The sequence below is a fragment of the Ornithinimicrobium avium genome (genome assembly GCF_003351765.1).
GTDB classification, from domain to species: Bacteria; Actinomycetota; Actinomycetes; order Actinomycetales; family Dermatophilaceae; genus Ornithinicoccus; species Ornithinicoccus avius.
The window spans coordinates 1,827,806-1,839,813 of record NZ_CP031229.1; the positions used below are offsets into that span (position 1 = coordinate 1,827,806).

General features: G+C 71.6%; 13 protein-coding genes. All 13 read right to left on the bottom strand.

The window, feature by feature from the left end:
* Nucleotides 1–5: 5 nt before the first annotated feature.
* On the bottom strand, nt 6–824 hold the full coding sequence (locus DV701_RS08285) for a F0F1 ATP synthase subunit delta (RefSeq protein ID WP_114927894.1): 819 nt from the start codon (nt 822–824) through the stop codon (nt 6–8).
* The gene (locus DV701_RS08290) at nt 824–1,381 is read right to left on the bottom strand and encodes a F0F1 ATP synthase subunit B (protein ID WP_114930922.1); all 558 of its coding nucleotides are present in this window, start codon (nt 1,379–1,381) and stop codon (nt 824–826) included. The genes DV701_RS08285 and DV701_RS08290 overlap by 1 nt, the downstream gene beginning before the upstream one ends.
* A 149-nt stretch (nt 1,382–1,530) precedes the next feature.
* A complete protein-coding gene (locus tag DV701_RS08295) occupies nt 1,531–1,746 on the bottom strand; it encodes an ATP synthase F0 subunit C (RefSeq protein WP_114927895.1) in 216 nt (71 codons plus the stop codon).
* A 94-nt stretch (nt 1,747–1,840) separates the two neighbouring features.
* Nucleotides 1,841–2,656: a F0F1 ATP synthase subunit A gene (gene atpB, locus DV701_RS08300; RefSeq protein ID WP_228255281.1), complete on the bottom strand. Its 816-nt coding sequence runs from the start codon at nt 2,654–2,656 to the stop codon at nt 1,841–1,843.
* A gap of 106 nt (nt 2,657–2,762) precedes the next feature.
* A complete protein-coding gene (locus DV701_RS08305; protein ID WP_228255282.1) occupies nt 2,763–2,978 on the bottom strand; it encodes a hypothetical protein in 216 nt (71 codons plus the stop codon).
* On the bottom strand, nt 2,975–3,424 hold the full coding sequence (locus tag DV701_RS08310) for a hypothetical protein (protein WP_114927897.1): 450 nt from the start codon (nt 3,422–3,424) through the stop codon (nt 2,975–2,977). Before DV701_RS08310 ends, DV701_RS08305 begins: the two co-directional genes overlap by 4 nt.
* A 45-nt stretch (nt 3,425–3,469) precedes the next feature.
* On the bottom strand, nt 3,470–4,603 hold the full coding sequence (locus tag DV701_RS08315) for a glycosyltransferase family 4 protein (protein WP_114927898.1): 1,134 nt from the start codon (nt 4,601–4,603) through the stop codon (nt 3,470–3,472).
* A 52-nt stretch (nt 4,604–4,655) separates the two neighbouring features.
* A complete protein-coding gene (locus DV701_RS08320; protein WP_114927899.1) occupies nt 4,656–5,957 on the bottom strand; it encodes a serine hydroxymethyltransferase in 1,302 nt (433 codons plus the stop codon).
* Between the two features lie 9 nt (nt 5,958–5,966).
* On the bottom strand, nt 5,967–6,836 hold the full coding sequence (locus DV701_RS08325; protein ID WP_114927900.1) for an L-threonylcarbamoyladenylate synthase: 870 nt from the start codon (nt 6,834–6,836) through the stop codon (nt 5,967–5,969).
* Nucleotides 6,837–7,223: 387 nt separating this feature from the next.
* Nucleotides 7,224–8,084, bottom strand: a complete 861-nt coding sequence (gene prmC / locus DV701_RS08330; protein WP_324616621.1) for a peptide chain release factor N(5)-glutamine methyltransferase — start codon at nt 8,082–8,084, stop codon at nt 7,224–7,226.
* Between the two features lie 10 nt (nt 8,085–8,094).
* Nucleotides 8,095–9,186, bottom strand: a complete 1,092-nt coding sequence (gene prfA / locus DV701_RS08335; RefSeq protein WP_114927901.1) for a peptide chain release factor 1 — start codon at nt 9,184–9,186, stop codon at nt 8,095–8,097.
* Between the two features lie 80 nt (nt 9,187–9,266).
* The gene (gene rpmE, locus DV701_RS08340; protein WP_114927902.1) at nt 9,267–9,485 is read right to left on the bottom strand and encodes a 50S ribosomal protein L31; all 219 of its coding nucleotides are present in this window, start codon (nt 9,483–9,485) and stop codon (nt 9,267–9,269) included.
* Between the two features lie 139 nt (nt 9,486–9,624).
* A complete protein-coding gene (gene rho / locus DV701_RS08345; RefSeq protein WP_228255283.1) occupies nt 9,625–11,787 on the bottom strand; it encodes a transcription termination factor Rho in 2,163 nt (720 codons plus the stop codon).
* Nucleotides 11,788–12,008: the final 221 nt, after the last annotated feature.

Here is a 12,008-nt window from a genome sequence, read left to right on the forward strand (position 1 = left end):
TGTGGTCAGCTGGTCAGCAGCCGGTGCGCCTCGGCCAGCCGGTGGCTGACCGTGCCGTCGATGACCTCGTCGCCGATCTCCACCCGGATGCCACCGACGACGTCCTCGTCGATGACCACCTGGGTGTGGACCTGGCGGCCGTACTGCGTGCTCAGGGCGCGCGCCAGGCGGTCGTGCTGCTCCTGGCTCAGCTGCACCGCGCTGGTGACGGTCGCGGTGACCTGGTCCTGGTGGGCCGCGGCCTGCTCGAGGAAGGCCTCGAGCGCGTGGTCGAAGCGGCGCCCGCGGGTGCCGGAGACCGCCTGCTTGGCCAGCCGCACCGACTCCGGCGCGGCCTTGACCGACAGCAGCCGGTCCACCAGCGTGCTCCTCGCGGCCGCGTCGGCCCGCCGGTCGCCCAGCGCGCCCTGCAGCTCGGAGCTGGAGGCGACGACCCGGCCGAAGCGGAACAGCTCGTCCTCGACCTGGGCCAGACGCCCGTTGCGCTGGGCGTGGGTCAGGACGGCCTCGACACCCAGGCGCTCCAGCGCGCCGATCACGTCACCGGGCTGCGCCCAGCGCTGCCCGACCGTGACACCGACGACGCCCAGCACGTCGTCGCCGACCTTGCCGGAGAGCAGTCGCTGGGCCAGCCCCGCCTTGTCGGCCGCCTCACGCGAGGGGTCCGCCAGGTTGCGCCGCAGCGACGGGCTGGCGTCGACCGCCCGGGCCACGGCCCAGAGGTCCTCGCCCAGCCGGGCCGCGTCCGCGCCGCGCTCGGGGGCCAGCGCCTGCGCGAGAGCCTGCTCGGCCTCGTGGTAGGCCCTGCGGAAGGTGGCGTCCATCAGGAACCCTGCTCGCTGCCCGCGCCGAGCTTCTCGGGCTGGACGTCGCCAGCCTCAAGGTCGGCCAGGAACCGGTCGACGATCCCGCGCTGACGCGTCTCGTCCTCCAGCGACTCGCCGACGATCTTGCTCGCCAGGGCGGTGGAGATGGTGCCCACCTCGCCGCGCAGCTGGACCATCGCCTGCTGCCGCTCGGCCTCCACCTGCTTGTGCGCGGTCTGGGTGATCCGGTTGGCCTCGGCCTGGGCCTGCTCGCGCATCTCGGCGACGATCTGGGCGCCCTGCTCCTTGGCATGCTCGCGGATGCGGGCCGCCTCGGCACGGGCGTCCCCGAGCTGGTCCTCGTACTGCTTCTTGGCCGCGGCAGCCTCGGCCTGGGCCTTCTCGGCAGCCTGCATCCCGCCCTCGATAGCGGCCGTACGCTCGGCGTAGGCCTTCTCCAGGCTCGGGACGATCTTCTTGGCGGTGAACCACCAGAAGAGCGCGAAGACGATGGTGCCGAAGATGAGCTCGGGGAGGTAGGGATAGATCGGGACAGCGTCGACCCCGGCTCCCATCGGCTCGGACTCCGCGGCAGCCTTCAGGACGCCCGACGCGATCGTGGTGAACTCCACGCGCGACTCCTCACGTGTACGTGTCCGTCATGCTGCCGGCCGGGTGGGCCGGGAGGCGCTGAGGGACTGGTCTGGATGGGCGAAGGTTTTCGTCAGCCGACGAAGAAGGCGATGAAGAAGAGCACCAGGCCGAAGATGGCCAGCGCCTCCGCGAGCGCGAAGCCCAGGATGGCGATCGGCTGCAGCTTGCCCTGCGCCTCGGGCTGGCGGGCCACACCGTTGATGTAGGCCGCGAAGATGAGGCCGATGGCGATGGCCGGCCCGATCGCGGACACGCCGTAGCCGAGCAGGGTGATGTCACCAGTCACGTCGAATCTCTTTCTGTGTGATGTCCCGGCGGAGCGGCGCCCAGCCGGAGGCTTCGTTGCGTATTCAGTTGTGGGTCGTGCCCTGAGCCGTGGCTCAGTGCTCGTCGGCCAGCGCGCCGCCGAGGTAGGAGGCGGCCAGCAGGGCGAAGACGTAGGCCTGCAGGAACTGCACCAGGGCCTCGAAGGCGGTCAGCGCCGCGCCCAGGATCCAGGCGGGGATCGCGACGGCCATGAGGGCCGGGTCCCAGGTCTTGAACAGGTACCAGCCGCCGACGATGAAGACGACGAGGAGCATGTGACCGGCGAACATGTTGCCGAAGAGTCGCAGGGCCAGCGTGAGCGGCCGGGTGATGAAGAAGGTGATGAGCTCCAGGAACATGATCATCGGCTTGATCCAGCCGGGCAGCCCGCTGGGCAGCAGCCCGCCGAGGTACGCACCGATGCTGCCGGCCTTGCGCAGGCCGACCCAGTGGTACATCACGTAGACGATGAGGGTCAGCCCGATCGGGAAGCCGATGCGGGCCATGGTCGGGTTCTGGAAGCCCGGGATGACGCCGAAGAGGTTGTTGAGCAGGATGAAGACGAACAGCGAGAACAGGAACGGCACGAACCGCATGAAGTCCTTGCTGCCGATCATGTCGCGCGCGATGCCGTTGCGGGCGAAGTTGTAGACCTGCTCGGTGTACCACTGGCCGCGGCCCGGGACGACGGCGGCGTGGCGGGTGGTCAACCACAGCCAGACCGCCAGGACGACGCCGGAGATGGCGATCAGCAGCATCGGACGGGTGAAGGCGTAGTCCGTGCCCGGGATCGCGAACAGGGGCTGCCAGAAACTGCCGGGCGTGGGCGGGAAGTGCTCGCCCTCCGCCATCGGCAGGATGAGGCCTACGGCCGCCATGGTCGCACTCACGCGTTCTCCTCCACAGGGTGTTCTTGGGACGGTGGGCCAGGATCACGGTCACGGGCACGGTGCGGCATGCCTCCGGGCCGCACGCGACCCATCAGGGGCGCCGACGTCATGACCTACCGTACCTGAGCCAGATGGTGTACAAGGACAGACCCATGCCCAGCACCGCCCCGACGGGCAGCAGGAACCAGGTGTCGAGCAGCCGGTCGCCCAGCAGGCCGAGGCCGCCGAACGCCAGCGGGCCGCCGAGCAGGTAGCCGATGACCTTGTTGGCCATGTCGGTCTGCCGTGCCATGCCCTCGACCTCGGGCTCGGGGTAGCTCAACGGCCCTCCCCCGGCAGCTCGACGTCCAGCACCGCGCGGGTGCGGAGGTAGCCGACGACCAGGCCGGCCTGGAAGACGAGCCCGGCGACCAGGAAACCGACCGCCAGGGGCACGATCTGCAGCCAGGTGGTCTGGCCCAGGGACCAGATGACGGCGCCGAGCAACGCGAGCTGGACGACGAAGACGCCGAACGCCCCGGCCATGGTGGTGGCCGTCGGGCCGGCGAGGACGCCGCGGATGCCGAGGACGCCCAGAGCGAAGACGACCACCGAGACGACCGCGCCCAGCAGCGCGGAGACGGCCGCGAAGCCACCGGCCGCGGCCCAGGTCAGGAGGGGCAGCAGCACCACGACGGGCAGCGAGGGCGCCAGCCCGCCCACGAGCATCGGACGCACCGCGGGGAGCGCGGGCTCACGCACGGCGCGTGGCATCGCTGTCGCGGTCATGGGGGATGCTCCTGCCAGGGGGTCGGGGGGCGCTTGTGAAAGTTATCACAAGGTGGGTCCGTGGGACGAAACCGCAGGTCTGGAGGCCGTCCCGGGGCCGGACGGGCGCCGCGTGAGGACGGTCGCGACGACGAGCAGCAGCAGGATGCCGACCACAGAGGCCCACGGCGGCAGGTAGGCGAAGGAGACCACGCCCACCGCGATCAGCGCCGACCACAGGTAGAGCAGCACCACCGCCCGCCGGTGGCTGTGCCCGATGTCCAGCAGCCGGTGGTGCAGGTGGCCGCGGTCCGGCTTCCACGGCATCTGACCGGCCCTGGTGCGGCGCAGGACGGCGAGCACGATGTCGAGGAAGGGAAGCGCCATGATCGCCACCGGGATGGCCAGCGGGAGCAGGATCGCCGCGGCCGCGGACGCGCTGGCCAGCGAGGAGCTGGGGTCGACCGAGCCGGTCATCGAGATGGTGGCCGCGGCGAGCAGCAGCCCGAGCAGCAGCGCCCCCGCGTCGCCCATGAAGAGCCGCGCCGGGTGGAAGTTGTGCGGCAGGAAGCCGGCGCACACCCCGATCAGCGCGGCGCTGATGAAGGTCGCCATCGAGAAGACGTTGGGCGGGTCGAAGTCGGTGCTGACCAGGTAGGACCAGCCGAAGAAGGCCGAGGCGGAGATGAGCACGACCCCGGCCGCCAGCCCGTCCAGCCCGTCGATGAAGTTGACCGCGTTGGTCGAGACGACCACGACCAGGATCGTCAGCGTGACCATGACCGGCTCCGGCAGCACCGTCACCCCGCCGATCGGCAGGGACAGCAGCTGGACACCGAAGAAGGCCATCACTCCCCCGGCGATCACCTGACCGGCGAGCTTGGTCATCCAGTCCAGCTCGCGCACGTCGTCCACCGCCCCGAGCAGGGTGATGATCGCGGCGGCGACGAGCACGCCGTAGAGCTGGGGGGAGGTGTCGAAGAGCTGCCCGAGATAGGGCAGCTGCGAGCCGAGCAGCACCGCCGCGGCGAAGCCCACGAGCATCGCCACCCCGCCCAGCCGCGGGATCGGGACGGTGTGCACGTCGCGGTCGCGCACCGCGGTCATCGCCCCCACCGCGAGCGCGAGCCTGCGGACCAGCGGGGTCGCGACATAGGTCACCACCGCTGCTGTCAGCAGCACCATGAGGAACTCGCGCACGTGGGGTCTCCCTGCTCCACCGCATACCCGGGGTGTGCGGCGGAGCCGCCGGTCAGCCGGCCGCCGGCTCCGGGTAGGCCGGGTAGCTGGTGAGCAGCTCGGCGACCTGGGCGTGGACCTCCTGGGAGACCGCGTGCTCCGGGTCGGCGTCGCCCTCGGTCACCGCGCGGTGGATGAGGTCGGCGACGACCTTCATCTGCTCGGGTCCCATCCCCTGGGTGGTGAGCGACGGGCTGCCCACCCGGACGCCGGAGGCCACGTTGGGCTTCTCCGGGTCGAACGGGATCGCGTTCTTGTTGAGCACGATCCCGGCAGCGTCGCAGCGCGCCTCCGCGTCGACGCCGGTGACCCCGACCCCGCGCAGGTCGTGCAGCGAGAGGTGGGTGTCGGTGCCGCCGGTGATCGGGCGGATCCCCTTCTCCCCGAGCGACTCGGCAAGCACGCGGGCGTTGTCGACGACCTGCTGGGCGTAGGCCTGGTAGGCCGGGGTCATGCACTCGGCGAAGTTGACCGCCTTGCCGGCCACGCCGTGCATGAGCGGGCCGCCCTGCATCATCGGGAAGACCGCACGGTCGATCTTCTTGCCGTGCTCCTCCTTGCACACGATGGCGCCGCCGCGGGGGCCGCGCAGCACCTTGTGCGTGGTGAAGGAGACGACGTCGGCGTAGGGCACCGGCGAGGGGATGACCTTGCCGGCGACCAGACCGATGAAGTGGGCCGCGTCGATCCACATGATCGCCCCGACCTCGTCGCAGATCGCCCGGATGCGCTCGAAGTCGATGAGCCGCGGGATGGCCGAGCCGCCGGCGCAGATCATCGTGGGCCGGTGCTCCTTGGCCAGCGCCTCCATCTGGTCGTAGTCGATGTCCTCGGTGTCCTTGTCCACGCCGTAGTGGACGGCGTTGAACCACTTGCCGGAGAAGCTGACCTTGAAGCCGTGGGTGAGGTGGCCGCCGTGGTCCAGGGACATCGCCAGGACGGTGTCGCCGGGGGCGGTGAACGCCCCGTAGACGGCGATGTTGGCGCTCGCGCCGGAGTGCGGCTGGACGTTGGCGTGGTCGGCGCCGAACAGCTTCTTCGCGCGCTCGATCGCCAGGTCCTCGACCTTGTCGACCTCCGAGCATCCCCCGTAGTAGCGGGCGTGGGGGTAGCCCTCGGCGTACTTGTTGGACAGTGTGGAACCGACCGCCGCGAGCACCGCGGGACTGGTCTGGTTCTCACTGGCGATGAGCTGCAGGCCGGTACGCTGACGGTCGAGCTCGGAGACCAGGAGCCCGGCGATCTCGGGGTCCTGGTCCAGCAGCGCGGCGAAGCTCGGGCCGTAGTAGGTGTCGGGGTTCACGGCGGTGGTCATGGAGCAACTCTAGGGCGTGCGTGCAGCTCCTGCTCGGTCCGTCAGGGTGCGCACCGCCGAGCGGGGCGCGGTGACGCCGCTGGGCACGACGCTGCCGACCAGCCGAGCACCGACGACCTCCTCGCCGTGGCCGTCGACCTGGCCGTCGGCGTGGTCTCCCGCCCGGTCCCCGGGCTCGTCGTCCACGGGCCCCTCCGGCGACGGGGGCGCGTCGTGCAGCACGGTGCTCCCCAGCACGCCGCGGAGCTCGTCGGCGGACAGGGCGCCGTGGCGCAGCACGACGGGCTCCTCGCGGGTGCAGTCGACGATCGTCGAGGCAAGGCCCCCGGTGCGGGGCCCGTCCTCGAGGTAGACCGCCACCGCGCCGCCGAGCTGCTCCAGGGCCTCCTGCCCGGTGGTCGCCGCCGGGCTGCCCGTGAGGTTGGCGCTGGTCACCGCCATCGGACCGACCTCCGAGAGCAGGGCCAGGGCGACCTCGTCGTCGGGCATCCGCAGGGCGACGGTGCCGTTGGTCTCGCCCAGGTCCCACTGCAGCGAGGGCTGGGCCCGCACGACGAGGGTCAGCGGGCCGGGCCAGAACTGGCGCATCAGGATGCGGGCGTACATCGGCACGTCGACGGCCAGACCCTCGACCGTGCTCGGCGCGGGCACCAGCACAGGTGGGGGCATGTCCCGTCCGCGGTGCTTGGCCGCGAGCACCATCGCGACGGCCACGACGTCGAAGGCGTCGGCGCCCACCCCGTAGACGGTGTCCGTCGGCAGCACCACGACCTTGCCGGCGCGGACCGCCGCCGCGGCCCGCTCCAGCGCCCCCTCACGCGCGTCCGGCCCGGTGCAGTCCAGCAGCCGGTCCTGCAGCGGGTGCGCCCCCTGGGCCATGGATCCTCCTGTAGGTCTGGTGTGGGACGGCCGCGCGCCGACGCCGACGCCAAGTCTGTCACTTCTCACCTCCTGCCCCGGACACCCGAGAGTCACCGCGTGGGGTGGTGGCGGTTAGAGTTGCGCACACCTGGACGGTCGCACAGAGTGTCCAGGTGATGCCGTCGGCGCAGAGCGTGCCGACGTCAACCCCCGAGGAGAGTGAGACTCATGCGTGGAAGCGGACTGATCTGGACGATCGTGGGCATCCTGCTCATCATCGCCCTGCTGATCTGGATCTTCTAGTAGGTCAACCTCACCCACAGCGCTGCCCCGGTCGCCGCCCAGCGCGGCACCGGGGCAGCGCGCTTCCCTGACAGGGATGTCCTGACCGGGACGGCTGGCGGGTCAGCCGCGCACGGCCCGCGCGACCCGCGGGCGGCCGTTGAGGTCGGCGTGGTCCTCGACCTGGCTCCAGGTCCCCTGTGCGGCCAGCGCGGCGCTCAGGCTCTCCCCCTGCACGTCGGCGTGCTCCATCAGCAGCACCCCGCCGGGACGCAGCAGCAGCGCGGCCCGCGCGGCCACCTGCAGCGGGACCTCCAGCCCGTCCTCGCCGCCGCCGTAGAGCGCCAGCTCCGGGTCGTGCTCGCGCACCTCGACGTCGACGGGGACCGCGTCGGGCGGGATGTACGGCGGGTTGGCGGTCACCACGTCGACCGCCCCCACCAGCTCGGGGAACGCCTCCTGCGCCCGCCCGAGCCGCAGGTCGACCGGCAGTGCGGTCCGCCGGACGTTGGTGACGGCATACCCGTGGGCCTTCGCGGACAGCTCCACAGCCCCCACGCGCGCGTCCGACCGCGCGCGTGCGACCGCGAGCGCCACCGCGCCGCTGCCGGTGCACAGGTCGACGACGGTGGGTCGCTCGACGCCCTCGAGCGCCTCCAGGGCCAGCCCGACCAGCACCTCGGTCTCCGGCCGCGGCACGAAGACTCCAGGGCCGACCGCCAGCTCCAGGCCGGCGAAGTGGGCGGTGCCGGTCAGGTGCTGCAGCGGCACCCGGGAGGCCCTGCGGCCCACCAGCTCCAGGTATGCCGTCCGCGCGCCGTCCTGGACGTCCTCACCCAGGACGCGGGCCCGGCGCACGTCGCCGAGGTCCCGGTCCAGGACGTGAGCGAGCAGGAGCTCGGCGTCGACCGCCGGACTGGGGACGCCGGCCTGAGCGAGGCTCGCGGTGGCCGTGCGCAGGAGCCGGTCGAGGGTCACGACCACCGGTCTGTCCTCACCCGTCGGCCACGTGGGCCAGCCGCTCGGCCTCGTCGGCGTCGACGGCCGACTGCACGACCGGGTCGAGGTCGCCGTCGAGGACGTGGTCGAGGTTGTAGGCCTTGTAGCCGGTGCGGTGGTCGGCGATCCGGTTCTCCGGGAAGTTGTAGGTGCGGATCCGCTCGCTGCGGTCGACCGTGCGCACCTGGCTGCGGCGCTGCTCGCTCGCGGCGGCCTGGGCCTCCTCGACGGCGATCTGGTGCAGCCGGGCACGCAGGACGCGCAGCGCGGACTCCTTGTTCTGCAGCTGGGACTTCTCGTTCTGGCAGGACACGACCAGCCCGGTAGGCAGGTGCGTGAGGCGCACCGCGGAGTCGGTGGTGTTGACCGACTGGCCGCCGGGGCCGGAGGAGCGGAAGACGTCGACCTTGAGGTCGTGCGGGTCGAGCTCAACCTCGCCCGGGTCGTCCAGGTCGGGCATCACCAGGACGCCCGCGGCCGAGGTGTGGATGCGGCCCTGGCTCTCGGTGACGGGGACGCGCTGGACGCGGTGCACCCCGCCCTCGTACTTCAGCCGCGCCCACGGCGCCTCGCCCGGGATCGGCGTGCCGGTCGCCTGGATCGCCACCCGCGCGTCCTTGTAGCCGCCCAGGTCGGAGGCTGTGGTGTCGAGGATCTCGGTACGCCAGCCGCGGCGCTCGGCGTAGCGCAGGTACATCCGCACCAGGTCGCCGGCGAACAGCGCCGACTCCTCGCCGCCCTCCCCCGCCTTCACCTCGAGGATCACGTCGCGGTCGTCGTCGGGGTCGCGCGGCACCAGCTGGCGGCGCAGGTGCTCGGCGGTCTGCGCCTCGGCCGCCTCCAGCCCGGGGACCTCCTCGGCGAAGGAGGCGTCCTCGGCGGCGAGCTCGCGGGCGGTGTCCAGGTCGTCGGAGACGCGCTCCCAGGCCCGGTAGGCGGCCACCGTCGGTCCGAGCGCGGCATACCGCTTGTTGAGACGCTTGAGCGCACTCGGGTCACCGTGCACCGCAGGGTCGGCCAGCTGCCGCTCGATGTCCGCGTGCTCGGCGAGCAGCGGGAGCGCTGAGGCGAAGTCCGAGGAGGACACGCCATACCCCTCTCGTGGTGGTCGGAAAAGGCGAACGCCGGTCCCGCGACCGTGAGTCGCGGGACCGGCGTGCCCAAGACTTACTTGGCGTCGGCCTTCTTGCCGTAGCGCTGCTGGAAGCGGGCGACCCGACCACCGGTGTCCATGAGCTTCTGCTTGCCCGTGTAGAACGGGTGGCAGTTGGAGCAGACGTCGGCGTTGATCTTGCCCGACGGGGCGGTGCTGCGGGTCGTGAACGACGCGCCACAGGTGCAGGTCACCTGGGTCTCGACGTACTCCGGGTGGATGTCCTTCTTCATGTCACTCCTGTAGGTGGTGTGTCCCCCGGGTCGGCATCGCCTGGTGCGCGCCGTGAACCGGTGGGCCGAGGGGAGATTCTGCCAGATGTGTGCGGCACGGACGAAAACGTCGTGCCGGAGGCTGGCATTCCCGGGGGACTCAGTCCTCGTCGTCCAGCCTGATCGAGGAGGTCTGCTGGACCTGGGTGAGGAACTCGTAGTTGTGCTTGGTCTTGCGCAGCCGGTCCAGGAGCAGCTCGAGTGCCTGCTGCTGGTCGAGCGCGGCGAGCACCCGGCGCAGCTTCCACATGACCTTGAGCTCCTCGGAGCCCATCAGGATCTCCTCGCGGCGGGTGCCGGAGGCGTTGACGTCCACGGCCGGGAAGATGCGGCGGTTGGCCAGCTGGCGGTCCAGCTTGAGCTCCATGTTGCCGGTGCCCTTGAACTCCTCGAAGATGACCTCGTCCATCTTGGAGCCGGTCTCCACCAGAGCGGTCGCCAGGATGGTCAGCGAGCCGCCGTTCTCGATGTTGCGGGCTGCGCCGAAGAACCGCTTGGGCGGGTAGAGCGCCGCGGAGTCGACACCACCGGAGAGGATCCGGCCGGAGGCCGGGGCCGCCAGGTTGTAGGCGCGGCCCAGGCGGGTGATCGAGTCGAGGAGCACGACGACGTCGCCGCCGAGCTCGACGAGGCGCTTGGCGCGCTCGATCGCCAGCTCGGCGACCGTGGTGTGGTCCTCGGCCGGGCGGTCGAAGGTGGAGGAGATGACCTCGCCCTTGACCGCTCGCTCCATGTCGGTGACCTCCTCGGGACGCTCGTCGACGAGGACGACCATGAGGTGGCACTCCGGGTTGTTGGCCGTGATCGCGTTGGCGATCGCCTGCAGGATCAGCGTCTTGCCGGCCTTGGCCGGGGCGACGAGCAGGCCGCGCTGGCCCTTGCCGATCGGGGCGACCAGGTCGATGACCCGCGTGGTGAGGTTCTTCTGGTCGGTCTCCAGGCGCAGGCGGTCCTGCGGGTAGAGCGGCGTGAGCTTGCCGAACTCGGGACGCGTGCGGGACTCCTCGGGCGTGCGGCCGTTGATGGCGTCCAGCCGGACGAGGGCGCTGAACTTGCCCCGGTCGCGCTTGTGCCCGGTCGAGGAGATGGTGTGCTGGTTGTCCTGCCCCTCGGCCGGCGCCTTGATGGCGCCCTGGACCGCGTCGCCCTTGCGCAGGCCGTAGCGGCGCACGATGTTGAGCGGCACGTAGATGTCCGTCGGCCCCGGCAGGTAGCCGGTGGTGCGGATGAAGGCGTAGTTGTCGAGGACGTCGAGGACGCCGCCGACGGGGACGAGCACGTCCTCGTCGGTGTAGGTCTCCTCGTCCTCACGCTGCTGCCCGCCCTGCTGGCCCTGGACGCCCGGACCGGTGCGGCCGCGCTTGCGGTCCCGGCCCCGCTGACGGCTGCGGCGACGGCGGCCGCCGCCCTCCTCGTCGTCGTAGCCACCCTGCTGCTGGCCGTCCTGGCCCTGCTGACGGTCCTGCTGCTGGCCGCCGCCCTGGTTCTGCTGACGGTCCTGCTGCTGGCCGCCGCCCTGGTTCTGCTGACGGTCCTGCTGCTGGCCGCCGCCCTGGTTCTGCTGACGCTCCTGCTGACGGTCGCCCTGCTGGCGGTCGCCCTGGTTCTGCTGACGGTCCTGCTGACGGTCGCCCTGCTGACGGCGCTGCTGGTCACCGTGCTGGCCCTGCTGGTCGCCACGGCCCTGCTGCTGGCCACCCTGCTCGGAGCGGCCCTCCACCGCACGCGGAGCACCGGCACCGGAGCCGGCGCGGCGCGAGCGCCGGGTGCGACCCGACTCCCGCTCGGCCTGGGCGCGGTCCAGCGCCGCCTCGAGGGCGGCGGCGCCGCCCTCGCCACCGGTCTGACCAGTCTCCTCGCGAGTCTCGCCTGCGGACTCCGCACGAGTCTGCTGGCGGGACTGCTCGTCGGCGGGCTTCTCAGCGGCCGGCTTGTCGGCGGGCTTCTCAGCGGCCGGCTTGTCGGCCGGCTTCTCAGCGGCCGGCTTGTCGGCCGGCTTGTCGGCCGGCTTCTCAGCGGCCGGCTTCTCAGCCGTCGCCGCGGCAGCGGGCCGGCTGGCGGCCTGCGCGCCGTTCTTGCCGGCCACGCTGGCGGCTCCGCGGCCCCCGCGCTGCTGCTCACGGATGGCCGAGACTAGGTCGGCCTTGCGCATCTTGGCGTTGACGCTGATGCCCATGCTGGAGGCGAGCTGCTGGAGCTCGGCCAGACGAAGTGTGCTGAGCGCGCCGGTCTTGGTCGCTGCAGCCTCGGTGATGTCGGTCACGTACTGTCCTTCCCCCTCCGCCGGACGCTCGTCCGGTGCACGGGGTTCTCGGGTGGTGGTCCAGCGCACTTCGACGTCGGCTGGACGGGAGACGTGCCACGGACCGGATGACGGGCGCGCCGGCCACGTCGACAACGATGCGAAGACGTCGACACGACGGCCCAGGTCCGTGGATGGTGATGCTCCGGAGCCGGCCAACGAAGGACCGCCCGCGCTCACGG

Bases quoted from the DNA above. Each gene is read 5' to 3' on its own strand.
- DV701_RS08290 (WP_114930922.1), bottom strand. From the start codon at position 1,381: ATGGGAGCCGGGGTCGACGCTGTCCCGATCTATCCCTACCTCCCCGAG.
- DV701_RS08285 (WP_114927894.1), bottom strand. From the start codon at position 824: ATGGACGCCACCTTCCGCAGGGCCTACCACGAGGCCGAGCAGGCTCTC.
- DV701_RS08325 (WP_114927900.1), bottom strand. From the start codon at position 6,836: ATGGCCCAGGGGGCGCACCCGCTGCAGGACCGGCTGCTGGACTGCACC.
- rpmE (WP_114927902.1), bottom strand. From the start codon at position 9,485: ATGAAGAAGGACATCCACCCGGAGTACGTCGAGACCCAGGTGACCTGC.
- DV701_RS08310 (WP_114927897.1), bottom strand. From the start codon at position 3,424: ATGACCGCGACAGCGATGCCACGCGCCGTGCGTGAGCCCGCGCTCCCC.
- DV701_RS08320 (WP_114927899.1), bottom strand. From the start codon at position 5,957: ATGACCACCGCCGTGAACCCCGACACCTACTACGGCCCGAGCTTCGCC.